This window comes from Nonomuraea sp. NEAU-A123, from assembly GCF_018603905.1.
Lineage (GTDB): Bacteria > Actinomycetota > Actinomycetes > Streptosporangiales > Streptosporangiaceae > Nonomuraea.
The window spans coordinates 182,500-207,814 of the sequence record NZ_JAHFZZ010000015.1; the positions used below are offsets into that span (position 1 = coordinate 182,500).

23 protein-coding genes are annotated in these 25,315 nt (G+C 66.7%); 13 read left to right on the forward strand and 10 right to left on the reverse strand.

Going from position 1 to position 25,315, the window contains the following annotated elements:
• Positions 1-160 precede the first annotated feature (160 nt).
• Complete coding sequence (locus KLK06_RS38595) at positions 161-793, reverse strand: TetR/AcrR family transcriptional regulator C-terminal domain-containing protein (RefSeq protein WP_214640597.1); 633 nt, start codon at positions 791-793, stop codon at positions 161-163.
• Positions 794-874: 81 nt separating this feature from the next.
• Between KLK06_RS38595 and KLK06_RS38600 the strand changes: the two genes are divergently transcribed.
• On the forward strand, positions 875-1,123 hold the full coding sequence (locus tag KLK06_RS38600; RefSeq protein WP_214640598.1) for a hypothetical protein: 249 nt from the start codon (positions 875-877) through the stop codon (positions 1,121-1,123).
• Complete coding sequence (locus tag KLK06_RS38605) at positions 1,120-2,079, forward strand: zinc-binding alcohol dehydrogenase family protein (RefSeq protein ID WP_214640599.1); 960 nt, start codon at positions 1,120-1,122, stop codon at positions 2,077-2,079. Before KLK06_RS38600 ends, KLK06_RS38605 begins: the two co-directional genes overlap by 4 nt.
• Positions 2,080-2,223: 144 nt before the next feature.
• Here KLK06_RS38605 and KLK06_RS61885 read toward each other — a convergent pair whose 3' ends face one another.
• From KLK06_RS61885 to KLK06_RS38620, 3 genes are all read right to left on the reverse strand, one after another.
• Complete coding sequence (locus KLK06_RS61885) at positions 2,224-2,427, reverse strand: DUF4158 domain-containing protein (RefSeq protein WP_308168650.1); 204 nt, start codon at positions 2,425-2,427, stop codon at positions 2,224-2,226.
• 238 nt (positions 2,428-2,665) lie between these two features.
• The gene (gene hemC / locus KLK06_RS38615) at positions 2,666-3,664 is read right to left on the reverse strand and encodes a hydroxymethylbilane synthase (RefSeq protein ID WP_214640601.1); all 999 of its coding nucleotides are present in this window, start codon (positions 3,662-3,664) and stop codon (positions 2,666-2,668) included.
• A gap of 291 nt (positions 3,665-3,955) precedes the next feature.
• Positions 3,956-4,537 carry a hypothetical protein gene (locus KLK06_RS38620; RefSeq protein WP_214640602.1) on the reverse strand — a complete coding sequence of 194 codons (582 nt, stop codon included), beginning with the start codon at positions 4,535-4,537 and terminating at the stop codon, positions 3,956-3,958.
• 887 nt (positions 4,538-5,424) lie between these two features.
• Here KLK06_RS38620 and KLK06_RS38625 point away from each other — a divergent pair.
• Positions 5,425-6,246 (forward strand): SGNH/GDSL hydrolase family protein, encoded by an 822-nt coding sequence (locus KLK06_RS38625; RefSeq protein WP_214640603.1) that lies wholly within the window; start codon positions 5,425-5,427, stop codon positions 6,244-6,246.
• A gap of 549 nt (positions 6,247-6,795) precedes the next feature.
• Entirely contained in the window at positions 6,796-7,809 is a 1,014-nt protein-coding gene (locus KLK06_RS38630; protein WP_214640604.1) for a PD40 domain-containing protein, read from the forward strand.
• Positions 7,810-7,966: 157 nt separating this feature from the next.
• On the opposite strand, the gene KLK06_RS38635 is transcribed toward KLK06_RS38630, so the two are convergent.
• Together KLK06_RS38635 and KLK06_RS38640 are read right to left on the reverse strand one after the other, a co-directional pair.
• Positions 7,967-8,110 (reverse strand): hypothetical protein, encoded by a 144-nt coding sequence (locus tag KLK06_RS38635; RefSeq protein WP_214640605.1) that lies wholly within the window; start codon positions 8,108-8,110, stop codon positions 7,967-7,969.
• Between the two features lie 29 nt (positions 8,111-8,139).
• Positions 8,140-9,630 (reverse strand): glycosyltransferase family 39 protein, encoded by a 1,491-nt coding sequence (locus KLK06_RS38640; protein ID WP_214640606.1) that lies wholly within the window; start codon positions 9,628-9,630, stop codon positions 8,140-8,142.
• 421 nt (positions 9,631-10,051) lie between these two features.
• On the opposite strand from KLK06_RS38640, the gene KLK06_RS38645 reads away from it, so the two are divergent.
• The 5 genes from KLK06_RS38645 (at position 10,052) to KLK06_RS38665 (ending at position 13,053) form a co-directional block, all read left to right on the forward strand.
• On the forward strand, positions 10,052-10,453 hold the full coding sequence (locus KLK06_RS38645) for a hypothetical protein (RefSeq protein WP_214640607.1): 402 nt from the start codon (positions 10,052-10,054) through the stop codon (positions 10,451-10,453).
• Between the two features lie 188 nt (positions 10,454-10,641).
• Positions 10,642-11,175 (forward strand): hypothetical protein, encoded by a 534-nt coding sequence (locus KLK06_RS38650; protein ID WP_214640608.1) that lies wholly within the window; start codon positions 10,642-10,644, stop codon positions 11,173-11,175.
• A complete protein-coding gene (locus KLK06_RS38655) occupies positions 11,153-12,010 on the forward strand; it encodes an ATP-binding cassette domain-containing protein (protein ID WP_214640609.1) in 858 nt (285 codons plus the stop codon). The genes KLK06_RS38650 and KLK06_RS38655 overlap by 23 nt, the downstream gene beginning before the upstream one ends.
• Positions 12,010-12,732: a hypothetical protein gene (locus KLK06_RS38660; protein WP_214640610.1), complete on the forward strand. Its 723-nt coding sequence runs from the start codon at positions 12,010-12,012 to the stop codon at positions 12,730-12,732. The genes KLK06_RS38655 and KLK06_RS38660 overlap by 1 nt, the downstream gene beginning before the upstream one ends.
• Positions 12,733-12,894: 162 nt before the next feature.
• Positions 12,895-13,053, forward strand: a complete 159-nt coding sequence (locus KLK06_RS38665) for a hypothetical protein (protein WP_214640611.1) — start codon at positions 12,895-12,897, stop codon at positions 13,051-13,053.
• Here KLK06_RS38665 and KLK06_RS38670 read toward each other — a convergent pair.
• Positions 13,050-14,075 carry a lipopolysaccharide assembly protein LapB gene (locus KLK06_RS38670; RefSeq protein WP_214640612.1) on the reverse strand — a complete coding sequence of 342 codons (1,026 nt, stop codon included), beginning with the start codon at positions 14,073-14,075 and terminating at the stop codon, positions 13,050-13,052. The two genes, KLK06_RS38665 and KLK06_RS38670, sit on opposite strands and share 4 nt — an antisense overlap.
• On the reverse strand, positions 14,036-14,665 hold the full coding sequence (locus tag KLK06_RS38675; RefSeq protein WP_214640613.1) for an AfsR/SARP family transcriptional regulator: 630 nt from the start codon (positions 14,663-14,665) through the stop codon (positions 14,036-14,038). Before KLK06_RS38675 ends, KLK06_RS38670 begins: the two co-directional genes overlap by 40 nt.
• An 890-nt stretch (positions 14,666-15,555) precedes the next feature.
• Here KLK06_RS38675 and KLK06_RS38680 point away from each other — a divergent pair.
• The 4 genes from KLK06_RS38680 to KLK06_RS38695 all read left to right on the forward strand — a co-directional run bounded on the left by KLK06_RS38680 (position 15,556) and on the right by KLK06_RS38695 (position 23,492).
• Positions 15,556-16,947, forward strand: coding sequence for a cytochrome b N-terminal domain-containing protein (locus KLK06_RS38680; RefSeq protein WP_214640614.1), 1,392 nt, complete (start codon positions 15,556-15,558; stop codon positions 16,945-16,947).
• Positions 16,948-17,262: 315 nt separating this feature from the next.
• Positions 17,263-19,986, forward strand: coding sequence for a DUF5703 domain-containing protein (locus tag KLK06_RS38685; protein WP_214640615.1), 2,724 nt, complete (start codon positions 17,263-17,265; stop codon positions 19,984-19,986).
• Between the two features lie 65 nt (positions 19,987-20,051).
• Entirely contained in the window at positions 20,052-21,686 is a 1,635-nt protein-coding gene (locus tag KLK06_RS38690; RefSeq protein ID WP_214640616.1) for a hypothetical protein, read from the forward strand.
• Between the two features lie 450 nt (positions 21,687-22,136).
• Complete coding sequence (locus KLK06_RS38695; RefSeq protein WP_214640617.1) at positions 22,137-23,492, forward strand: family 43 glycosylhydrolase; 1,356 nt, start codon at positions 22,137-22,139, stop codon at positions 23,490-23,492.
• Between the two features lie 140 nt (positions 23,493-23,632).
• Here the strand turns inward: KLK06_RS38695 and KLK06_RS38700 are convergent, their stop codons facing one another.
• A complete protein-coding gene (locus tag KLK06_RS38700; RefSeq protein ID WP_214640618.1) occupies positions 23,633-24,565 on the reverse strand; it encodes a GNAT family N-acetyltransferase in 933 nt (310 codons plus the stop codon).
• Between the two features lie 256 nt (positions 24,566-24,821).
• Positions 24,822-25,265 carry an HIT family protein gene (locus tag KLK06_RS61890; RefSeq protein ID WP_214640619.1) on the reverse strand — a complete coding sequence of 148 codons (444 nt, stop codon included), beginning with the start codon at positions 25,263-25,265 and terminating at the stop codon, positions 24,822-24,824.
• Positions 25,266-25,315 lie beyond the last annotated feature (50 nt).

Genomic DNA, 25,315 nt, shown 5'->3' on the forward strand with positions numbered 1-25,315 from the left:
GCCCAGGGTGCTATGAAACAGCGGAAGTCCAGCATGTTCCCGGCCGGGGTGGCTGTTTCACAGGCGAGGGCCTATGAAACAGCGACGATATCGGCTTGCTGTGTTGAGCGACTCGGGGTGTTCGTGCCAGGGCTCACTCGCCTGCGGAGCGGCTGACTGGTCAGGACGTGGGGCCGGAGTGCGCGGCAGGACCATGGATGATCTGTTCCAGGCAGTCGCGGAACAGATCGTCGACGGTGCGGCCAGCCTGGAAGTACTCTGTCACGCCGGCCATCACGGTGGGGTACGCCCTGGCGTAGGCGGCCATGTCGAAGCCGTCCAGGGCGTCCGCGTCGGGGCGGCCGACCTGTTCCTCCAGGACGTAGCCGACGGTGAAGCGCAACACCGTCAACACGATCAGGCGAGCCTGCCGCAGGGGAATGCCCCGCCCGACCAGTGTGCTCATCGCCAGTTCGGAGATGGCGGCCATCTTGAGGGACAGTTGGGAGGCCGCGATGATCCGGGCTCCGTCCGGGTGGGCCAGCAGCGCGCGGCGCAGCCGCCCTGCCAGGCCGATCAGCCAGTCCTGCCAGCGCTCCTCCGGCGCGGGCGACGCCAGCTCGGGGAACTGCTGCTCAAGAATCGCCTCGGCGATCGCGGTGACCAGCGCCGCCTTGTTCGGGATGTGCCAGTAAAGGGTCGGCGACTGTACGCCAAGCCGGGCGGCCAGTTTGCGCGTGGTCACGCCGTCGAGACCCTCGGCGTCCAGTAGCGCGACGGCCTCGGTGACGATCCGCTGCTTGTCCAAAGCCAATTCCGGCACCTCCCTTCCGGAGTCTATCAGTGATAGAGTCCTCTATCAGTGATAGAGACTCACGCGCCAGAGGAGGCAACGATGAGACACCCGCACTCGCTTCGCGACCTGCTGCACTGGGCGACCCATCGCATTCCGGGGGTTCCCGCGCACATCGAGCGGCCGACCGGGCACCAGGGCCAGGCCCGCCACGGCCATGGGTGGCGGCGCTCGCTCACGCACCACCGTTCGCACCACCACGGGTTCAACCACTCGCCGGCCCGTCCGCCTCGCGTCCTGGTGGCGTGGCAGACGCGGATCGCCCGCTTGTTCGGTCAGGAGCTGGGATGAAGGCAGCGGTGCTCCACGAGGCCGGCGGCATCCCGCGCTATGAGGACTTCCCCGATCCGGTGGCCGGCGACGGCGAGGTGATCATCGATGTCAAGGCGGTCGCCGTCGAGAACGTCGACAAGGCGATCGCGGCCGGTACGCACTACGCCAGCGAGAAGTACATCGGTCAGCTTCCGGTGATCCCTGTCTTCGACGGCATCGGCGCCCTCCCGGACGGCACGCTCGTCGGGTTCGGCAACATCCGCCTGCCCTACGGCGCGCTCGCCGAGAAGGCCGTGGTGCCCCAGGGCTCCTACATGCCGATCCCCGACGGCATCGACCCGGCCGTGGTAGCGGTGATGGCCTCGGCCGTCACCGCGATGTCGATGAAGACGGCCGCGGGGTTCGTTGCCGGGGAGACGGTGCTGGTGCAGGGCGCCACCGGGGTCGCCGGGCGGCTCGCGGTCAAGGTGGCCCGGCTGCTGGGCGCCGGCCGGATCGTGGCCACCGGCCGCGACGACAACCAGTTGCGCGAGGTGCAGGCCATCGGAGCCGACACGGTGATCAACACCGCGGTCTCCGACGAGGCGCTGGCGCAGGCGTATCTCGACGCCAGGGGGGACGGCTACGACGTCGTCGTGGACTACCTGTGGGGCAGGCCCAGCGAGATCCTGCTGCGCGCCCTGGTGCCGCGGTCGTTCGCGTTCGGCAAGCCGACCCGGGTGGTCCAGATCGGCGAGTCGGTCGGCACCGAGGTCGCCATCGCCGGGTCGAGCCTGCGCACCTCCGGCGTGGAGATCTACGGCGCGGCCAAGGGCCTCGACCCGCAGACCATGGACGAGGCGTACCAGCAGGTCGTGACGTGGACGCGGTCCGGCGAGCTCACCTTCGACGTGGAGAAGGTCCCGCTGAGCGACATCGCGACCGCCTGGCAGCGAACCGACCTCAAAGGCAGGCGACTCGTCGTGATGCCATGACCGGCCCGCGCCGACGACATACCAGCGATGATCACCGGTCAGCGTTCCGTCGCCGTCCCCACCCACGACGTCGACGGAACCGTCTCCGAGCGGCGGTGCCTAGCCCCAGCGGCCGCGGCCACGATCCGGGGCCCCACGAGGCGATCACATAGCGGCCCTGGGCAGCTGAGATGGGGCGTGCCCGAGCCACGGCAGCGTGCACAGCTGGACCAGCATGCCCAGCCGGTCGACCGGGCCCCACCCCTTGCCCGGATCGACGAACGCCATGTCAGCCGACGTCGGCGTGAAATACCGGGCTGCTCCAACTGCTCCTCGGAGAACATCTTCTCTGACAACGCACCACCCCACGTGCCGTACCGGACGAAACCGGAACGAACGTAGCGGCAGTGATCACCAACCCGTCAAACGCGTCCATTTCCGCAGGTCAGACAGCACTTCGTTGGAAATTTCTTCATTGCTACTGGGACCCCCTGTGAGGTAACGGTCGGCGGGGATCCAGCCGACGGGCTCGCTCACGACCCAGGGGCTGTGATGGCGCAGCCGTAGGGCTGGTCGCCCGGCACGGGTTCGGCGACCAGCCCGCTGCTCATTTCCGAGTCGCGGTGATCAGATGGCGGGCGCCCTGGTGGAGCAGGTCCGAGGCGACGCGGGAGCCGAGGGTGGCCGGGTCGCCCGGATCGCCCCACAGGTGGGCGCGGACGAACTGGGAGCCGTCGCGGTCGAACACCATCCCGTACAGCGACATCTGCCCGTCCGACGTGGTGGAGGCGTATCCGGCGATGGGGCTGTTGCAGTGGCCGCGCAACATGTGCAGCATCGTGCGCTCGGCCAGGATGTGCGCGGCCGTGGCGGGGTGGTTGAGCTCGTCGAGCAGCCGCGTGACGGCGTCGTCGGCGGTACGAGCCTGGATGCCGATCACTCCTGCGCCGACGGCGGGGACCATGGAGACGATCCCGCTGTCCGCCGGGTGGAACTCCGGCGGCAGAACCTCGTAGTGCCGATCCAGGGCGTCGATCCGGCCGAGGCCGGCGCGGGCGAGGATGAGCGCGGCGTACTTGGTGTCCTCGTCCAGCTTGGCCAGGCGGCTGTTGACGTTGCCTCGGATGCGTTCGGTCCGCAGGTCGGGCCGGTACATGTGGAGTTGAGCACGGCGGCGGACGGAACTCGTGCCGATGATGGAGCCCTGGGGGAGTTCTGCAAGGGGCGTGCCGTCGCGGGTGACGACGACATCGTGGACGTCCTCGCGTTCGAGGTAGGCGCCGAACGCGGTCCCTTGGGGAAGGGGGACGTCGCCGGGGACGTCCTTCATGCAGTGCACGGCGATATCGACCTGAGCCGACGTCAGGGAGCGGTCGATCTCCTTGGTGAAGTTGCCCTTCCCTCCCAGCTCGGTCAGGTCGCCGGGCCACAGGTCGGCGCTGGTGGTCATCGGCACCACCTCGACGGCTAGGCCCGGTACCCGCTTGTGGATCCGGTCGCGGACGTCGTTGGCTTGGTACAGGGCCATGGGTGAGCTACGTGTGCCGACCCGCAGCGGCCGGTCGGGGAACGTATCGCTCAGCAAGTTGATCAAGGCGTCGGTCATGATGGTCTTCCGGTCAGTCGAGGTAGATGGCGAGCCTACGACCCTGGGAGAGGGGAAGGGCGACGAATGGGAGTGAGGCTCGCGAGCCGCCTCACGGCCTGTTCACCCCTGCTTCGGGTCTGGACGCCCCGGCCTGGTCTTCTTGTTGCCGTCGCACCGGATGGCCCGCCGAAGCCGCCGCGACCGCAGCTCGGCGCATAACGGCCGCTGGACCTCCAGTCGGCCGGGACCCGTTTGCGCGTTCAGAGACGATGCCGCAGTAGCCATTCGGTAGCACAATCGTCGACGAGATCAACTGAACGTAGGAATCGTGACGGGTGCATCTAGCGGCAGGCCGAAAACCCATCGTGCTTCTTCACGCACTGCCTCCGATGTTTCCCGCCCGTCGCCGGACAGTTCCAGAGCCCGAGGCGCGCCGTCGGGAGAGAACATCTTGCGTATCGAGGAGGAATACAAGGCACCATCCTCACTCTCTTGCACATGCACCACGCTGAAGCGCCCATCGGCGGGCTGCACTGTCAAAAGCAGCGGAAGGATAGCGCCTCCACCCTCGATGAGCACGTTCCCGGAACGGGCAAGTTCCTCGCACCCGGCCACGAGTCCGAGCAGCAACTGATGATCTCTCCGGCGGACCTCTATGAGTTCTTCGTGGCAGAACATCTTGGGGTTCAACTCTGGTCTTTCGGAGGCAAGAACAACTCCGACGCGGTCACTATCTTTCTCCAGGTAGCGGTCAGCAACCTCCAGGAGGGTCGCACGCATCCCCGGGTTGACGGAAATCACCTCCTCTGGAGCGGTGCCGGCAACATCCGACGCGAACAGCCGCGGCACCACCCAAACCGTGCCCGCGATCGCAAGCACGACAGCGATCATCGCCCATAACACCGGCCGTCGACTTGACAACGTCATTTGCATCCCAGGCGGTTGTGACGAGGCAGGAAAGTGGGCATCTTATCCGTTTCCAAGACACGTAGCGGCGCCCATGTACCTCAGCCAAGCGAACGGACCGTGCTTCGCCGGTGATCAGGCCCACGGGGAGGTGACGCCGGGACCACCGAGCCCGCGGTACCCGTTCGGAACATTGCTTATTCCCATTCACGCGACCCCACGGCATGACGGCACATTTCTTCCCAGCCTCTGACCGCATCGCTGGTGCCACGGATCTCCGCGTTTCGGGCTCAAATCGAAACCTCTAGCGGCCCGAAGTCGCCACTCGTGGCCGTGCGAGCCTCGGCGTAGTGTGCGGGGTCGGCCTTGATCCGCGCGGTCGCCCTCCAGCTCGCGATGACCTCCTGATTGGTGGCATCGACATCCAACTCGGCCGCGGTGGGATCATGCTTGATCAAGGCAAGGAACAGCCGGGACGCGGTGGCCAGCCCGGGTAGTGATCATCCAGTAGAGGCTCAGACAGCACTACAAGATCTTCCGGCGGTTCATACGTCGCGATCTCTTGGCGACGAGTTCACTCGCCGGCAGGCGCGATGCCCACTGGACAGGAGACCCCGGCACCGCAGATGCCGCAGTACCCGTTTGGAACCTTGAATGCGTCGGCCCAGAGTCGGGCAGACACAAAGCGGGAAAAGGGACATACAAAATGCGAAATCTGCTCAGTCACAACGCATTCGATATTGCCACCATACGATGTCGACATGAAATCATTACTAGCGGCCCTAACCGTCGGCACGGTGAGTGTCTTATCCACTACGGTCGCCGCTTCAGCCGACTCCACTGCATTCACCACATCACTGAACGTGGTGGCGATGGGCGACTCCTACGGATCCGGCACCGGCGCCGGTGACTACGAACCGGGCACCACAGGAAGCTGCTTTCGCAGCGCCAACTCCTACTCCTCGGTCATCGTCGACGAACTTCGCCAGCGCGGCAAACGAGTAAAATTCACGAACGTCACCTGCAGCGGCTCGGCCATCAGAACCCTACGGGAATCGTTCAAGGGCGAGCCCCCTCAGTTCGACGCGCTGAAGCGTGACACCAAAGTGGTGATGCTGAGCATCGGCACCGGCGATATCGACTTCGCCGGATTCGGCGGACTGTGCATCCAGGCCGACTGCTCGGGCGCGCCTGCCACGGCGATCAAAGGACTACTACCTGGCATGGGCGAGAACCTGAAGACCCTCCTGATCGACATCAAGGCCCGCAGCCCCCGCGCCAAGATCGTGCTCACCGGGTACGGCCAGCAGGTCACCCCGAGCGAGAACGCCGAGGGCGTGCCACTGGACCCGATCTGCGACAGCCAGGTGTTCAGCGCGCAGGAACGGGTGGACGGCAACCAGGTCGCGAGAGAACTCGACGCTACCCTGCGGAATGCCGCGAAGGCTGCCAAGGCACGCGGGGTTAACGTCCTGTTCGCCAGCCCGTATGTGAACTCGGTGGATCTCCGGCCCGAGTTCGAGGGCCATTCCCTGTGCCAGTCCGAGCCGCCCTTCTACCGAGGATTCGACGCGCTCGCTCCAGGCCAGGAGGGCATCGACGCGGTCCTGCACCTGAACCAGCAGGGGCAGGCGGCCATGGCCGACCTCATCCAACGTAGGATCCCCGTCCTCGCCACCCCGGCAAGCCTCTGAGGGCTCCAAGTCCGATCCTTCTCGGAACCGAAGATCTGCGTTGGCCCCGGACCTCCAAGGGCTCCGAGGCCGTCACGTGGAGATTTTGTTCGAGCCTCCAGCTTGGTCAAGTCTGATGTACGCCTCGCTGGACGTCAGTCCGACCGGGCAGGCCACGCCCGCAGTTCGTTTCAACCAGTAGAGGTGTGTGACCTACCGCTGCTTCGACCGGAACTCAGCCCACAAGTCGACCGCCTCCTCGAGATCAAGAGCGGCGAGGTCCTCGCGGGAATTCCGACCGCGTAGATCAACCGGTCCGCGAGCCCGTCGGGAACCGGTTCCCGACGGGGCGCACCCTCAGCGTCGGCTCGCTCACCGACGGCCCACACCTCACAGATCCACCGCCCGAGGGCCTGAAGACACGCGGCGGTCAAAGGAGCACCGCATAAATGCCTGGCACTGATTGAGTCGCCATGGCCGGCACGGGGCGCCCCTATTCTGATCTTGGTAAGGCTTCTCTTTCCGACAATCAGGAGAGATCACATGCTCGGCCGTTTAGCATCCAGCCTGGTGAGCGTACTCGTGCTCACCACCGCCACAGCCACGGCCACCGCCTCGGCTGCCGTGCCCATACCCCAGCCGACCAGAGGCCCATTACCCGGTGCAACGGAACGGACAGGAAACGGCCAGGCCGCGGTCATCGCCGACCTGAACGGCCGCCCCATCCAGCTCACGTCCTACGGCATCCTCGACGTACACCCCCAGGGGGACCCGTTCGCGCTGTGGGCATGGCAGCCGGGCCGGCGGCGGTTCATCAAGACCAACGGGGAAGTCGCGGTCTCTCCAGACGGACGCTGGTCGGTCGCGCACCCGGGGTCGCCAAGAGAACCAGGCAAGGAGCGCCTGCGGATCCTCGACCGGACCACCGGCAAGAGCCGGGACGTCGCCATCGACCTCACCGAATACACTCCCGCCAGCACCGAGAACGGCGGCACTCAGTACCCCCAGATGCGCTGGCCCAAGTGGTCGCCGGACGGCCAGAAGCTGCTGTTCACCGTCAGCTTGGCCCGCCAGGGCGACCGCTCGGCAGGAGTTCTGATCCTCGGTCTGCCCGACTTCACGCCCCGCTTCATCAAAATCCACAAGGCGCTGGTCACCGTCGGCGGCTTCGAGTGGAACCACGACGGCACCCGCTTCCTGGTCAGGCACGGCAGGCTCGGCGGCACGACCGTGCGCCTGTACGACCTCCAGGGCAAGGCCACCAGGGAATACCAGGTGCGAGGCAGGCCGGGCGGTGACGGGCGCGGCGTCTTCTCCCCCTCCGGCAAGCGGTTCGTCACCGCCTGCCTGCCGCTGGAAAAGGCCGCCTGTGTGTGGGACGCGGTGACCGGCAAGGCCGTGACGCGACTTCCCATCGCCCCGAGCGGGCGACCCACCACCCTCGGCTGGTACGACGAGAAGCACCTGCTCATCTCCACCGCAGCCGGCATCGGTATCGTCGACCTGAAGGGCCGGGTTACCGAGACGTTGCTCAAGCTCGGCAAGAAGACCCAGATCTACCCGCACTTCAGCGCGTTGAAATGATCAACCGGGACGCCGAGATGGTCCCGCGTGTCGCCAACGACGCGGGTGGCGGGCACCCTGGTGAAGCAGGTCAAGGCGCAGTTCGGGCCGTTGCGCACCTTCGTGATGACCAACTTCGACCATCCCACCACACTGTGCATACCCGCAAACTCCAGGCCTACCTCCGCTGGCGCAACGCCAACGCCACCCCGAGGTCCTGGCCGCCCAACGCCGCATCCGCCCCCGCATCCGCATCCGCATCCGCATCCGCATCGAGAAACACGCCGCTGGGGACGACCGGCCACTCGAGCAGCATGATCACTCGGCCCGGCCAACGTTAGTGGTCACCCACTAGCTGATGGTCCGGAGCCCGGGCCACATCGTGGTCCACGACGCCCGCAGGCCGGTGCAGACCGAGACGGCCTTGCCCTGCTCCCCGTTCGGGATGCCCAGCCCGTTGTCGATCTGGGCCACGTCGTGGCAGCCGACGAAGAAGCTGCTCCAGTCGGTCGGCCGCCAGTCGCCGACGTGCACGACGACTGTACGGTGGGCCGATGGCGGGCCCCATGCCCAGTACGCGTTGTGGCCGGAATAGATGGGTGGCAGTCCTGATCCGAGCAGGACGAGTGCGCTTGCCTCACTGTAACTGTTGGTCAGGATCACCGTTCGGGCGCGCTCGGGCGCGGGCAGGGCGGCCACCACGCCTTCGACCGTGGAGACAAATGCCGGCCAGCCAACCTGGTTCGCGGTGTCCGGAACCGCGGATGGAAGCGAGCTGGCGGCATACGCGGCGACGGGCAGAATCGGCAGGGTCAGGTACGCGAGGAACGCGCCCGAGACCGCCGCCGCGACGGTGAAGCTCGCCCCCTTGAGAAGGGCATGGCCGTGCGCGAGCCAGCGGTCAACGGCGATCGAACCGGCGGCCATGAACACGGCCACGCTGCCAATCGCGTAGTAGGCCTTGCCGCCGGTCACCACGACGAGGCCGAGCGCGACCGGGCCCGCGATGCCGGTCGCCCGCCACGGCGCCGCGTCCCTCGCACGAAGGACCCAGACCACGCCGGCGACGGTCACGGGAAAGAGGAGCGGCCCGGTGAAGAGCCAGAGCAGCGGCACGATCTGGGCGCGGTTGTCCGCCGCGTACCCGGCGATGCGCGACGCCATGGTGAGCTGGGGCCAGCCGTTCGTTGCCTGCCAGGCGAGGTTCGGCGCCCAGAGCAGCAGAGCGATCCCGACCGCTGCCCAGACCCACCCCGAGCGGACGATGTCCCAGCGTCGGGCGAGGACAAGCCCAACCGCCAGCCCCGCACCCAGGAACAACAGCGTGTCCTTGTTCTCGAGCCCTATCCCAGCAGCCAGGCCCACGACCAGCCACAGGCGTCGGTCGGCACCGGCGAGAAGCCGCACGATCAGCCACAGGATGAACGCCCAGGCCAGCAGGTCGAACTCGGTAGTGGTGTCGAGGTGGCCGGCAGCGAGATATCCGGAGACGGCGGCCGTCACTGCCGCCAGGAACTGCGACCGTCGGGATCCGCCGAGGTCACGCGAGATGAGCGCGACCAGGACAACGACGAGCGTCATCTCCACGGCCGGCAGCACGCGGACCGCGGTCGGCGATACGCCCAGTACGCCCACCGAGGCGGCGGACAGGAGCGGGGTCAGCGGCGGCTGGTCGACGTAGCCGAAGGCAGGATGCCGACCCGCCACGACGTAGTACATCTCGTCGCCATGGAAGCCGTAGGCGCCCGAGAACGCCAGCAGCAGAGCGACCATCAGACCGGCCACCAGGACCACCGGCCAGGGAACGGCAAAAGACCAGGTTCGCTGGGTGGTGTCCGACATCATCACATTGTGATCGCCGCACCGCCGCGGTGCTAGTACGGCAAACCACTAACGTTCGCCGGGGCCGCCCACAGCCCAAACCCTGACCAAAACCGGAGTGGCGCAGGGTCCGTTCGGATACGCCGACCAATGCCCAGCTCAATATGCGGTTCAAAGCCCTGCGGAACGTCAGTCGGTGCCCGTGGAGGATCGGTGGGATCGTCGCCTCGGCGCTCGTGTTGTTCCACCACGAGAAGGGCCGGCTCCTGTCAGCCGGCCAGAAGATCACATAAAGCTACCGGTCGCTTCTGACAAGATCTTATTGGCTCAGATGTCCTTCACAGAATTCAGGGTTGATGTATAAGCCATATACGGAGCATATACCGGCACCTGCGCACTCTTATTCCGTACGGCAATTCGTCCCGTAGACAGGAGAAAAACCATGCAAGTACGAGCCGCAGCCCGCGGTGTCGCGGCCGCCGCCGTTCTCGGCGTCGTGTTCGGTATGGCTCCGACGGCGATGGCGTGGGGATCGACGGGTTATACCTCTGCGTCCTGCTGGCGGCCCTGGCTCTCCAGCACCGCCACTTTCGGCGGCAACGGGGCCAACTACACATCGCTCCCAGGTGGCGGCCGCATCGACTTCTACATCAAGGTCGACGCTTATCTCAAGCACAAGGACGTCGATACCGATTCCGTTCGGGGAGAGGGCACCGGCCAGACCAGCCCTCGAAAGGATCACGGTGGGGTCGTCGGCGATGGCAGTTGGGTGGTGTGGGCGTATGGCTGGGACAACCCCAGCAGCCCCGCCAACCAGAAGATCAACTCCTGCGTGATCACGTGACGCAGGCAGATCTCGGGAGTGCAGGGCGCTGGGTGCGGAGCTTCCGCTTTAGCGCCCTTGCGCTTCCCGTGGGCGCGCTTCCGCTCGCCGCCGGCTGGGGGTCCGGAAGCTATGGCCGACCCCCTTTCGGGGTCGGCACGGTCGCCCTGGGCGTGCACTGGATCATGGATTGGCTCGTCCCTGTGTGCGTGGCCGCCGTACTGGCCTTCGGGACCGCCGGCACCGGCCTGGATCGGCGCATCGCCGCGAGTGGCGCATCCGATCTCCGGATCCTGTGGTGGCGGACCCATTGGACGGCGATTCTCGGAAGCATCGTGGCGTGCGGCTCCTGCGCGTACTCGCTGGCGGGGATGTCAGGCGAGCCGTTTCCGGACCTGCTGGCACCCGGCCTGGCCGGGGTATTGTTCGCTCTTCTTGTGGCGAACGTGGTGGTATCCCGTTTCGCCGCCGGTCCCGGCGTCGCGCTCGCCGCAGCGACAAGCATTACGGGAACCGTGGCGATAGGTCCTTACCTGACCCCGTTCACGGATGTGCCGGCCATCGACCCGACTTTGAGTAACTGGATGCGGGGCGTTCCCGACAGGGGTTCAATCCTTTCTTCCGGCTCGATTGCCTGGATCGGCGCCGGGGTGATCGCGGTCGTTCTCGCCAGAATGTGCCCCCGGGATATCGCCTGGTTACCGTGGACCGCTGTGGAGGATGCGTCCGATGATTCGATTTGACAAGGTCGACAAATCATTCCGGTCGCATTCGGCCCTTCGTGAGGTCGATTTCGAGCTAGCTACGGGAATTGTGGCCCTGCTGGGCCGAAACGGCGCGGGAAAGTCGACTCTCCTGTCCATTCTGGCCGGGCTCGCCGCCGAGTCGGCTGGAACCATATGGCTTGACGGCACAGAACTGCGCCGCAGCCGACGCGTTCTGCGTGCGGCCACGACGCTGCTGCCGCAGGACCTTCGGGTCGATCCGAAGGTGACGGGGCGGGCCTTGGTGCACTACCTGCTCAAGCTGCGCCGTCGCCCCTTCGGCGACCTGGACGAGTTGTTCGCCCTGTTCGGGCTGACCGGCGTTTGCGATCGGCCGTTGGGGTCGCTGAGTGGCGGCACTCGGCAACGGGTGGGCCTGGTGTACGTCTTCGCGGCCGACACACCGGTGCTGCTGCTCGACGAACCCACCCAAGGCCTCGACCCGTGGGAGCGCCTGCGCTTCACCGAGTATCTCGCGCGGGTGGCCGCCGACCGGCTCGTCGTCTACTCCACTCACGTGGTCGCGGATGTCGAAGCCATCGCCGAACGTGTTCTCGTGCTCGACCAGGGCGGCTTGGTCCATGATGGCTCGCCGCAGGATCTCCTGGCCCGGACGCCACCTGTGTGGGTCGCCGAAGGAGATCAGGAGGTCGCTTCATCGCTGGGTTCCCGTGTCCTCGTCACGGCGATGAAGCGGATCGGCGATGACTCGTATCGGCTGCGCTGGCTCGGCGAACGTGTCTACGGTCACGCCAGACCGGCGGAGCCGTCCTTGTCGGACGCCTACATCGCGGTCACCGGGGAGCGAGCCTGATGTTCGCCTATCATCTGCACCGCGTCCGCATTCCAAGGCTGTTGGTCATTGGAGCCGGGCTTGCGTGCGTCGTTTGGATCGGCTTTCGGGCCGGGGGCACCGAGGTCGGCGAGGGATTCGGCCTGTGGGGGATGGGCCGCTATTGGGCGGTGATCACCCCGTGCCTGCTGTTCTTCCTCGTTCCGATGCTCGATCGTCTGTGGCACAAGAACAGCCTCATGCTGGGCTGGCGGCTTGGTCAGGTCGGGGGAGCCCGGGCCGGAATCGACGGCTTGCTGAACTTCCTGGCCGGCTATCTCGTGTACGCGACCTTCGTCGTGGTCCTCGGCATCTTTCCCGCGATACGCATGAGCGATGCCGAATCGAGCGTGGTGCTCGTCACGGTCGCCGGGCCGCTGATCGGGGGCTACATGGTGCTGATGGCCGGGCACATCATGGCCTATTGGATGAATCTGCAGATCATGCGATTTCTCACGGTGATGTTGCTCGCCATCCTGGACGCGATCAACGAGCTTCCCACGGTCGTGTGGTCACTGTCCGGTACGTCGCATCTTGTCAGGCAGGCAGGGGTTTGGCACTCATCGCTGCTGGGAGGCGACCCGATGACGGCAGTCACCGTCGACCCGGCCTTCCTCGTCTCGCGAGCCGCCGTCTGCGGAATCCTCACGTCCGTGTTCGTCGTCGCGGCCGGTCGGGCCGGTCGCTCGAGCCGACGAGTGTGACACACGGCCGGTCATCAGCGATCAGGCGGTAGGCCGCCGGGCGATGCCCTGGCGGTGGAGATCGATCTAGCCGGATGGTCGACCACTGTCCGCCGGCCCGCACACCCGTATACGGGCGTTATACGGGCGCGTGCCAGGCTTTCTGATGAAAGGGGGGAAGCGATGCGCAGAAGACTCCTGCTTCTCGTGGTGGCGGTGCTCGCGGCCTTGGCCGCACTCACTTCGACGGCCGCCCCGCCGCAGGCGGTCGCGGCTCCTGAGTCCTGCAACATGCACTGGGGAAACGCGCGGCCACCTGGTTGCGGCGGTGAGGGCACCTAGACCGACGGGGGAAGGACGGTGAGGTGCGCGGTGATCTCCTCTCTCTCGAGGAGGTTCGAGCCCGGGAGTTGTGCGAGCGCCTGTTCCCACAGCTCCCGGGCAGCGGCGAGATCGCCTTGTTTCTGCCGGGTGAGGGCGAGCACGTTGATCGCCCTGGCCTGCCATGGCGCGTTACCCATGGCGGCGAACAGCTCGATGGCCCTCGTCAGCTGGGGCTCGGCCTTGGCGAGTTCCCCGGTCGACTCGTAGAGTGAGCCCAGCCCGAGGGAGGCACTTGCCTCGGCGAACTGCTCGCCGACCCGCTGGGCGAGGCGCAGCGCCGCGGTCATGCTCAGCTCGGCCTCGTCATGCAGGCCCTGGGCCGACTGCGCCTGACCGAGGCCGCGCAGCAGGTACGCCTCGCCGACCAGATCGCCAAGACGGCGCACCAGCGGCAGCGCGTCCTCGAACGCGTGCTGGGCGTCCTCGGCCTTCTTCTGCCGCAGACACGCCTCGCCGATCCGGAAGAGGACCTGAGCTCGGCCGCGCCGGTTGCCGATCTCGCGGAAGGTGCGCAGCGACTCCGCGAGCAGTTCCTCCGCGAGAGGGAACTGCCCCTGGTCGAGGTGGATCTGGGCGAGGCCGATGAGCACGTGGGCTTCGACGGCCCGGTCACCGTGCCGGACGAGCAGGGCGCGCGCCTCCTCGTAGTGAGCGTAGGCCAGGTCGAGACGGCCCGTCGTACGGTGCAGCAGGGCGAGGTTGCGCAGCGCCAGCGCGCGGCCGTGCTCCTCGCCGAGGGTGCCGAACAGGTCGCATGCGCCACCGAGCAGTTCGGCGGCCGACGCGTAGTCCTGCCGGTACAGTGCGAGGCTGCCGAGGCCGTACCGCATGGCCGCCTCGCCCCGCGAGTCACCCGCTCGGCGAGCGGCCGCGAGCGCCTTCTCGTGCGTGGCCCGCCAGTCGTCGAACAGGCTGTGCGCCTCGAAGAGCGTCACGCAACTCATGGCGAGATCCCAGGCCAGGTCGCGCGGTGCAGGCACAGCATGAGCTGGCTCCTGAACCTCTCGAGGGTCGGATGCTGGGAAACGAGGGCGGTCAGCTCACCGATCAGGCCGTCGTGCCGGCCGAGCGCGAGGTCGGCCTGGATGCGAAGCTCGGTGGCGCGCAGCCGGGACTCCTCCAGCCATCCCGCGGCGGCCAGTACCGCGGGATGGTCGGCGAGATTCCCGTACGCGGGTCCGCGCCACAGGGAGAGCGCGCGGGTCAGCAGTTGGCTCGCGGTGCCCGCGTCCCCCGCGGCCAAGGTCTGGGCGCCCTGGGCGACCAACTCCTCGAACAGGCCGGCGTCCAGCTCTCCGGGTCTGATCGTCAGCATGTAGCCCGATGGATGGCGGACGACACGGTCACCGTCCTCCAGCGCACGACGCAGGTGGTAAACGTACAGCCGCAGGTTCTCCTGTGCCGAGGGCGGCGGGTCGTCCCACAGGGCGTCGATCAGCCGCTGGCTGGCGACGGGGGCGTTGGCAGCGCTGATCAGAACGGCCAGCAGAACCCGTTGCTTGGCCGAGCGTAAGGGGACGGCCCGGCCATCGATCGTGATGTCGAGCGGTCCGAGGACGCGCAGCTGCATGGACAGCCTTCTTCAGCTGTAGGCGACTTGATCCGTTGACCGCAAGCACTGTACTCGGCATACCCCCGCATAGGCAGATATTAGGTGACGCATCTGACGTTTCACACGCTTCGCGACCAACGCTGATGGCGGTCGGCGGTTCGACTCCCCCGCGGTGGGACCGGCCTTGAGGTTGTCGCGCATATAAAGGATTTTCTCGAGTGCGTTGGCCGCAGCGTCAAGGCCCAAGTCGCCGCCTGTGGCCACGCCGCTGCTTATCACGAAACCCGGAACGAGCAGCTCTCGGCATTCACGAGGCGACCGTTCCAACACCACGGATCCCCCAACGAAGGCAGCCACTCCATGCGATGGCGCGGGGCGCAGGGGCAAAGCCCCTGGCCTCGGGGGTTGGGGCGGAAGCTCCGATGAGCCCCTGACTGCGTCGCTGGCCGGCAGTCTCCTCAGCAACCTGGTCAAATGCGCCCGTGGCCGCGTCGAGCATCTGGTGGGAGCATCTCCTATTGGCGTAACCAGCTTGGGACGGTGGGGCGAGCGAGATTCAAGTCTCGTTCCATCCGCCCACCCCCGTGGGCCCCGATGCCGAGCGCTGGCCTGCGGGCCTACCGGGCAGACGTACATGCGGAGATCGCCTTCAAGGCTGGGAAGCCGCGGGCGTCAGATCACTCACCGGCAGGCGCGACGCCCACCGGACACGAGATCCCAGTGCCGTCGATGCCGGAACCCTCGCGTCGCCAGCTGTGACCCGGGCGGCCACGTAGGCAGGCATGGTCACGTCAGCCCCTACAAAGGACCCGATGGTAGTGACGCGAATCACCGTCACCGCCGCCTCATTGGCGTCACACTCCCGGGCCCGATTCCGTCATATGAGTAGGCAAGGTTAGGGGGCCCAAATGCATTCGCCATTGGCCAAGAACCGCTCGTTTCAGTTCTCTCACTGGTCGTTCATGTTCGCGGAAATCGCCGTCTGGTCGTTCGTCGTTCTGGCGGTGACCGGGGCGGTGCTGATGGTGTTCTACGACCCCAGCATGTCCCAGGTGACCTATGACGGCTCTTACGGCCCTCTGCGCGGACTCTTCGTCAGCAAAGCCTTCGACTCGACCATGCATCTGAGCCTGGACGTGCGCGGCGGCCTGCTCATCCGCCAGGTCCACCACTGGGCGGCGCTCGTCTTCGTGGCGGCCGTCGTGGTGCAGCTGCTGCGCATGTTCCTCACCGGCGCCTTCCGTCGCCCGCGCACCGGGCAGTGGCTGATCTGGGTGACGCTGCTGGCGCTGGGCATGGCCGCGGGCGAGACCGGCAACGCCCTGCCTGACGACATGCTGTCGGGTGGGAGCCTGTGGCTGATCGTGTCGGTAGTGCAGTCCATCCCCGTGGTGGGAACCTGGGCGCTGTCGCTGCTGTTCGGCCCGGGCTTTCCCGGTGACAGGGTCATTCCGGTCATGTACGGGGGGCACCTGCTGATCACGGTCGTCATGGCCGCGCTGCTGATCGCCCGCAACCTGCTGGTGCGGCGGCACGGCCACTCCCGTTTCATCGACTCGCTGCCGACGCGGCGGAGCGCACGCCCGTTGATGGCGCTCGCGACGATCGGCATGCTGATCATTCTCGGGTTCGGGTTCCAGATCGCCCCTATCTGGCTGTACGGCCCTGCCAAGCCGACGCAGATCTCGGCGGGCTCGGTTCCCGACTGGTACATGGGGTTCCTCGACGGCGCCCTCCGGATCATGCCCGGGTGGGAACTCACCGTCGGGGACTACACACTCAGCCTCGCGGTCCTCGTCCCCACACTGGTGATACCCGGGGCCTTCTTCACCGCTCTGGCCGCCTATCCGATGGCCGAGCGCTTCCTCGTCTCGCGACGCAGCCGCCGTGACGCGTTGGGCCGGCCCAAGACCACGAGCCGCATGGCTCACGAGACGCTCGCGCATGACCTGCTCGATCGCCCACGTGAGACGCCGGTGAAGACAGCCATCGCGGTCGCCGGCGTCACGTTCTACGGCCTGCTGTGGGCAGCCGCGGCCAACGACCAGATCGCCCAGCAGTTCCAGATGAACGTCGAGGCTGTGACGATCTTCTTCAGGTTCGCCGTGCTCATCGGCCCCGTCATCGCCTTCGTCATCACCCGGTGGATCTGCCTCGCACTTCAGCAGACGGATCACCACGTGGCCGAGCACGGAGTGGAGACCGGGATCATCACGCGATCCCCCGACGGCGGATTCCACGAACAGCTGGCGCCGGCGCAGCAAGAGCGCCGGGAGCCGGCGATCGCCTCAGGGAGATGACAGGCCTCACCAGGCCCGGCAAGATCATCCTGATGAGCGGGCATTGGTGATCGCAGCCATCGGCACCGAGTCAGACCTCCGATCAATGAGTCGCTGCCATGCTTCGCTTATGTCAGGACATATTCTGAGCGCGCATTCGAAAACGGTGCTGCTAGCAGGGCATACATGGTGAATCTTGATGGATTTTGTAGGTTTCTTATCTATTAATCGCCTCTTGACGATTAGAAACACCCAATGTTAACTGCGCGTGACATGCCACTTCCTAACCCCCCAAAGGTGAGCATGGTGAAGAGGTTGTTACGTTCCCTCCCCCTGATGGCGCTCCTCAGCGCGTTGCTGTCCGGGACGCCCGCGCTGGCCTCGCCGGCCGACGCCGCGTTCGACCAGTCCGCGGGAGCGCTGGACGTGGACTACGCGGGCTACCTGTCCAAGCACGACATCGTCTACAACAGGCCCAACACCAACCCGTTGTACGGCATGACCGTGGGCAACGGCCGTGCCGGAGCGATGGTCTGGAGTCAGAACGGGCTGACGATGCAGACCTCGGGGGTGGACCTGTCCCAGCAGTCGGCGTTCGCGGCGGGGCTGGTCAACCTGGCCACCAGCCCGGGCATGGACACCGGATACACGACCTTTCAGCAGCGGCTGTCTCTGTACGACGGCACCCTCACCACCAAGTACGACGCCAACCGCACCGTCACCGTCATGGGGTCGCCGAACTCCGAGGTGATGGGCATCCACGTGGACGACAGCCGCAGCGGTGTCTCCAACGTGGCCCTGACCCTGAGCATGTGGGACACGGCGAACCTCCAGAACAGCGGCGACGTGCCCGACCTGAACACCTGGAAGACCGTCTCGACCTTCGCCGACGCGAGCGCCGCCGGCCTGAGCCGGGGGCAGAGCGACGCCAACGGGTTCGGCTACACGCTGGCCGCCACGGTCGAGGGCGCGAGCTACTCCACTCAGGTCGTCGACTCCCGCACGGTACGGCTCACCATCACGCCCGCCTCCAGTTACACCATCTGGTTCACCACGGCCAGCCGGGTCAACGCCCCCAACCGCGACTCGGTGGCGCAGGCCCACAACCAGCTCGCCGCCGTGAAGTCCACCGGGTACGCGACCACGTTCACCGGCTACCGCAACTGGTGGCACTCCTTCTGGGCCAAGTCGTTCGTCCAGTACGCGGGTCTGTCCGGCGACGCGGACTACCTGGAGAACGTCTACTACCTGTCCACCTACATGATCGCCGCGGGCGGCTACGGCAACTACCCGTCCCACTTCATCAACGGCGTCTTCAGAGCGACCCAGGACAACACGAAGTGGAGCAACGCCTACTGGTACTGGAACCAGCGTGACGTCTACCTGTCCTTCCTCGCCTCCAACCATCCCGACCTCATCGACCGGCACAACAACCTGTACGCCAGGAACTACAACGCCCTGAAGTCCTACACCCAGACCCGGTACAACGTCGACGGCCTGTGGGTGCCGGAGACCATGGGCTGGGACGGCAACGCGCGCGGCACGGTCAACAGCGACTACACCAAGAACATCCTGTCGACCGGCTACGAGGCCGCCTACAGCATGTACCTGCGCTACCGGTACACCGACGACGCGACCTACCTGCGCGACGTGGCCTACCCGTTCATGCGGGAGACGGCGAAGTTCTACTCGGCCATGCTCTCCCACGACGCGGCCACGAACACGTACTACATGGCCAACTCCAACTCGCACGAGACGTACTGGAACGTCCGCGACGCGATCACCGACCTGGCCGCCGTGCGCAGCATCTTCCCCCTGACGATCGAGGTCAGCCGGCAACTCGGGGTGGACACGGGGCTACGGTCCACGTGGCAGAACGTACTCGACCACCTGACGCCCTACGTGGTCTCCAACGGCGCCTACCAGCCGCACCAGCCGCCGATCTCACAGACCAGGAACAACGAGAACGTCTCCGCCGAGCTGATCTGGCCCTACGACGTGACCGGGATCGGCTCCCCCGACTACCAGACCGCCCTCAGCACCTGGAACCAACGGCCCTTCCCCTACGGCAACGTGTGGTCCAACGACGCCGTGCAGGCCGCCCGGCTGGGCCTCGGCGACCAGGCGTACAACGGCATGAAGACCATGCTGCAGAAGTACCAGAACTACCCGAACGGCATGACGAACAACACCAACGGCGTCTTCGAGTACCTCGGCGTGCACCTCACGGCGCTCAACGAGTCGCTCATGCAGAGCTACAACGGCAAGATCCGGGTCTTCCCCGCCGTGCCGGCCGACTCCTCCTTCGCCGGCAAGTTCACCCTGCTGGCCAAGGACGGCTTCCTGGTCAGCTCCGAACGGGAGGCCGGCGAGGTCAAGTACGTCGGGCTGAAGAGCGTGTACGGCAAGCAGGCCACCGTGATCAACCCATGGGGCACCCAGCAGGTCCGCGTCCGCCGTACCTCCGACAACGCGATCATCACGACGAGCTCGAACGCGGAGATCGGCTTCGCCGCCACCGCCGGGTCCGTCTACGTGGTGGAGCGCACCACCAAGCCGCTCAGCTCCTACACCACCACCCGGCTCACCGGCTCCGCCAACCAGGGCGTGAAGTCCCTGAGCGGCACCGCCTCCACCCTGGGCCTCCCGGCCGGGTCAGCGCCGTCCGGCACGATCAGCCTGCGCTCACGCGCCAACAACCTGTACGTGACCGCGGAGAACGCCGGCGCCCAACCCCTGATCGCCAACCGCACGGCCATCGGCGGCTGGGAACAGTTCGACCGCGTGGACCTCGGCAACGGCAACATCGCCCTCAAGGCCAGGGCCAACGGCAAATACGTCACCGCCGAAAGCGCCGGAGCGCAACCGCTCATCGCCAACCGCGACGCCATCGGCCCCTGGGAGACCTTCCAGCAGGTCAACAACCCCGACGGCACCGTCAGCCTCAAAGCCCAGGCCAACGGCAAATACGTCTGCGCCGACAACGCGGGCGCCGCACCACTCATCGCCAACCGCGACGCCATCGGACCCTGGGAATCGTTCGACCTCATCACCAACTGACGCTGTGGGCCGCCTCCGGCCGCTGCCGAGGCGGCCCACAGCGCAAATCGATTTGGGAGCATCGCATGCACCTTTCACGCCGCACCTTCATCACCTCCGCGGTCGCCGGATCCGCGCTGGCCGCCATCGGGGCCAAGCCCGCCGCTGCGGCCAGCCCGCCCGGCGACGTGGTCGGCAAGATCACGGTGGGCTATCAGGGCTGGTTCGCCTGCATCGGCGACGGCGCCCCCATCAACGCCTGGTGGCACTGGAGCCAGAACAACTCCCAGCCGCCCTCGCCGACCAACACCACCATCGTGGCCTGGCCCGACATGCGGGAGTACACCCGCACCTACAGGACCGCCTACGGCAACCTCGGCAACGGGCAGTTCGCGACCCTGTTCTCCTCCTATGACCAGCAGACCGTCGACACGCACTTCCGCTGGATGCGGGAGAACAACATCGACACCGCCGCGCTCCAGCGCTTCAACCCGAACGGCGGGGAAGGCGCGACCCGCGACGCGATGGCGACCAAGGTCCGCAGCGCCGCCGAGGCCAACGGCCGCAAGTTCTACATCATGTACGACGTGTCCGGCTGGACGAACTTCCAGCCCGAGATCAAGACCGACTGGACCGCCAAGATGTCCGCCCTGACCGCATCCCCGATGTACGCCAAGCAGAACGGCAAGCCCGTCGTGTGCGTCTGGGGATTCGGCTTCACCGAGGACAAGCATCCATCCGACGCGGCGGCCTGCCTCGACGTGGTCAACTGGTTCAAGGCCCAGGGCTGCTACGTGATAGGCGGCGTGCCCACCTACTGGCGCCAGGGCATCAACGACTGCCGGCCGGGCTTCATCAACGTCTTCAACGCCCTGAACATGCTCTCGCCCTGGATGGTCGGCAGGATCGGCAAGATCGCCGACACGGACTCGTTCTACACCAACCTCAACACCCCCGACCAGGCGTACTGCAACTCCCACGGCATCGACTACCAGCCCTGTGTGCTGCCGGGCGACGTCAAGGGACGACAGCGAGCGCACGGCGACTTCATGTGGCGGCAGTTCTACAACATGGTCCGCGTGGGCGCCCAGGGCATTTACATCTCGATGTTCGACGAGTTCAACGAGGGCAACCAGATCGCCAAGACCGCGGAGAACGCCTCGATGATCCCGGCCGGCTCCGGCCTGCTCGGCCTGGACGAGGACGGCACGGTCTGCTCGTCGGACTACTACCTGCGGCTCACCGGCGACGGCGGCCGGATGCTCAAGGGCCAGATCGCGCTCACCTCCGTACGCCCGACCCAGCCCGTTGTCGGCACCCCTCCCTCCACCGCGATCAGCCTGCGCTCGCGCGCGAACAACATGTACGTGACCGCGGAGAACGCCGGCGCCCAGCCCTTGATCGCCAACCGCACGACGATCGGCGGCTGGGAACAGTTCGACCGCACCGACCTCGGCAACGGCAACATCGCCCTCAAGGCCAGGGACAACGGCAAATACGTGTGCGCCGACAACGCCGGAGCCTCACCACTCATCGCCAACCGAGACGCCATCGGAGGCTGGGAGACCTTCCAGCTCATCAGCAACTCCGACGGCACCATCAGCCTCAAAGCCCAGGCCAACGGCAAGTACGTCTGCGCCGACAACGCAGGTGCCGCGGCGCTCATCGCCAACCGCGACGCCATCGCCCCCTGGGAATCGTTCGACCTGATCACCAACTGATGGCGTGGTCGAGCAGGCGTGCGCCGTGCCACAGGTCGGTCGCCACCACTGTGCCGTCACCGAATCCGACGACACCTTTCGTCGGCTTGAAGCGCTCCCAGCCTGAGCCCGAGTTGAACGTGCCGTGACGAGTTGGACCGTACGATCGCCCTCGCCACCCAGGGTCGGCGCCAGGGCAGCCCCTGCCCCCGTGCGCGGACGGCGATTGACCGGGTCGGCGGGGCGATTCGACAAGCGCGTAACGCGAACGTCGCAGGCGGGCCCACCCGGTTTTGGTCCACAACGGTGTCGCCTGCCGTTTTTTACCCTGCGATCTACCTGCACGATCGTCGGCTAATTTTACCGGGTTATTGACGAAATATTAATGGCTGGGCACAGTCGCCACGAGCTGCGCGCCAGACCGCTCAACAGCAGCGAGCGCGGCAGGCACTGACGTGGAGGACGTAACTGATGGCTGATTCCAACAACGGGTTGAATGTCGATCGACGGTCCCTGCTGGCGGGCGCCGCCGGCCTTCTGGGAGCGGCGGCACTGCCCGCGTCCGCCGCGCAGGCGACGCCGAAGGAACCCGCGTCGATGAACGCTGCTATGAAGCGATACCCCACGAACTGGCCTGAGCTCCAGCCCTACGGCCTCGCCGACACCCGGCTCGACCTGTGGCCGCGCGAGGACAACTCCTACATCCTCCCGCTGGAGCTCCGCCCCCGTGACAAGGAGCTCGGGCGGGTCTGGATGCGGGACACCTACGTCAACTGCTTCGTCGTCAAGGGCCGTCCGATCTACGTCGCCACCGGCACCACCCGGGCGCCCGGGCTCGAAGCGGCCGCCCCATGGAACGACGGCCTGTTCATGTGGGTGTCCCCGTCCCTGCGGGGGCCGTGGAGGCTGGTCGACACCACCGGCATCCGGCCCGGCGCCGAGAAGGGCAAGGTCTGGTCACCCGAGTTCGTCGACGAGAACCGGCCCGGCCGCATGGTCGTCGCTCCGTGGCAGGAGTACTGGCAAGACGACCAGTTCGGCAAGCGCGGCAATGTCTGGGCCCCGGAGGTGCACTACTTCCGCGGCAAGTGGTACATCGTCGCGTGCATGGGCGACCACTCCCAGAAAGTCGGCTCGTTCATGCTCGTGAGCGAGGGCGGGCCTGAAGGCCCGTACCGGCTCGTCCAGGGCAACCACGAGAAGCCCTTCGGCGACTCTTTCATCGGAGGACCCGACTTCATCCTGCCCGGTGCCTACCACCACATCGACGGCAGCCTCTACACCGAGGGCGACGACGCCTGGCTGGTGCTGCACAACCACCTGTATGCCAAGTTCCGGGACGACATGGAAGACATCGTCCCGACGACCGACCTCCCGCAGTTCCAGCAGACGCCCTACTCGCCCGAGCCGTATCTCGAAGGCGCGTACGTGTTCAAGTACGGCGGCAAGTACTACCTCCTCCAGGCCGCCTGGAACCGATCCTCGACCAATGCCGACGGCAGCACCCGGTACGCCTACGACCCGCCCGGCGCCGGTCGCGCGCAGTACCACTACGACGCGGTCGTCGCCGTCGCGGACAACTTCGAGGGACCGTATTCCAGGCGGTGGACCGCGGGTGTCGGCGCCGGCCACAACAATTTCTTCGTGGATGGTAGCGGCCACCTGTGGGCGACGTTCTTCCGCAACCCCAGATTCGGCTACTGGTCCGACCCGTCGCGCATCGGCGACACGGCCGTGCCCGGGATCGTGCGGGTGGAATGGACGGGGCCGAATGGCAACCGTCTGTACGTCCAGCGCCGGAACCATGCGCACACGATCAACGACTGACAGAGACGACCGCGACGGGGACCGCTCCCCGATCTCCTGCATGTCGGCGTGTACCCAGGCCGCGAAGCCTGCCGCCTCGCTCAGACCAGCCCTGGCTCAAGATCGACACCGGACATGCCGGGCGACAAAGGGCCAGGTCCTTAGGATTGGAGGTCGTTGGAGAGGTTGATCCGGATTTCCGTGTTGCGGTATCCGGCGCGCAGGAACGCGGCCGCCATCGGCGCGTTGCCCACGTCGGTGGTGGCGGTGACGCGCGACTCTCCGTTGGCCGCGTGCATGCGGGTGATCTCGGCGAGCACCTCGTCCACGTATCCGCGCCCCCGAAACTCCGGAACCACCCCGAGATACCCCACGTTCACGCTGTACGGGGTCGCCGAGGGGATCGCCATACCCGCCACCTCGCCCTCGTGCGTATAGGCGATCCGCCACCACTCCCGCTTACCCGGCGCTCCGAGATAGAAGTCCATCTCTTCGCGCGCGGTCGCGTCCACGCCCTTGGCCGCCACGCTCGTTCGGGTCTGGAAGTCCAGGCTGCCCTCAGCGATTCTCGCGAACACCGCGAGGAACTCCTCATCGGACGCTTCGACGAACCGCAGCGCCCCGGCCACCGGGGGCACCCCGTCGCCCGGCGCCCACTCGAACTGCAGCCGCTCCACCTCCCGGGTGAGGCCGGCCGCGTGTGCTGCCGCTCGCCGCCATTCCACGGCCGCCGAAGTGGCCGGGTCGTCACGCCAGCCGCCGGCCGCCCTGATCGCGTACTGCACCGGCCGCGGGAACACTGCCAGCGCGGCCCTGATCAGTTCGGCGGCGACGGCGATGCGCTCACCCACCGCGGGATCCACGTCGAGGCAGTCGAGCGCGACCGGGTACGCGCCATCCCTCGGCCCCCACCACAGCGCCCGTCCCACGACCCGGTCGCCGACCTCGGCGATCCACGTCCACTCCGGCCGGTACATGTTCTCGGCCAGTTCTGTGAGGTAACGGTCGGCGGGGATCCAGCCGACGGGCTCGGTCACGACCCACGCGGTCACACGGTCGAGCTCTGCAGGGACGATCGCACGGTAGGAAATCACCTAAGGAGGTTAGCGAACCTTTCGTCCCACCAGTGGGCCAAATGTCCGATGCCAGCAGAGCCGACGCCACACCTTCCCTGCGGCCGAGATCGTCGAACTCGTACAGGGGCAAGCGACGCGAGGACCTCGCAGAAGACCCTCACTGGCCCGCCAGGCGGCGCACGATCCTAGCCGTAGTGGACCGGGCCATGGACCCGGCAACGAGATCGGATCCGAGGCTTAGGACGTATGGACCATCTGCCCGCGCGCCTGCTGGCTAGGGGTTGAGTGCGGCGCGCAGCCGCTCCGCGTAGGCGCGGCGGCGGTCGGCGGGGAGCCAGTCGGGCTGCGGGGGCGTGCCGTAGAGGTCGTCGCCGGGGTAGCGGGGGAAGAGGTGCTGGTGGAAGTGCCAGACATCTTGGTTCCCGGCGGGCTCGTTGTGCTGGCGGGTGGAGACGCCCGCGCAGTCGTAGGCGGTGCGCATGGCGCGGGCGAGTATGCGGGTGGCGTCGAAGATCGCGTGGCCGTCGGCGGTGGGGAGGTCGTAGAGGTTCTCGTGATGGGCGACGGGGATGATCAGCAGATGTCCCGCGTTCCGCGGCCACCAGCGGGGGCAGATCATCGCGAAGACGCGCTCGTCGCGGTAGACCACGTCGGCTTCCCGGTCCGGGGTGAGGTGGCAGAACGGGCAGTGGTAGTCGGCGGGTTCGTGGTTGTGCACCGGGCGCCTCCCTGGTTGGTTGTCGGCGTCCGTGGAGTCTAGTTTCGGCG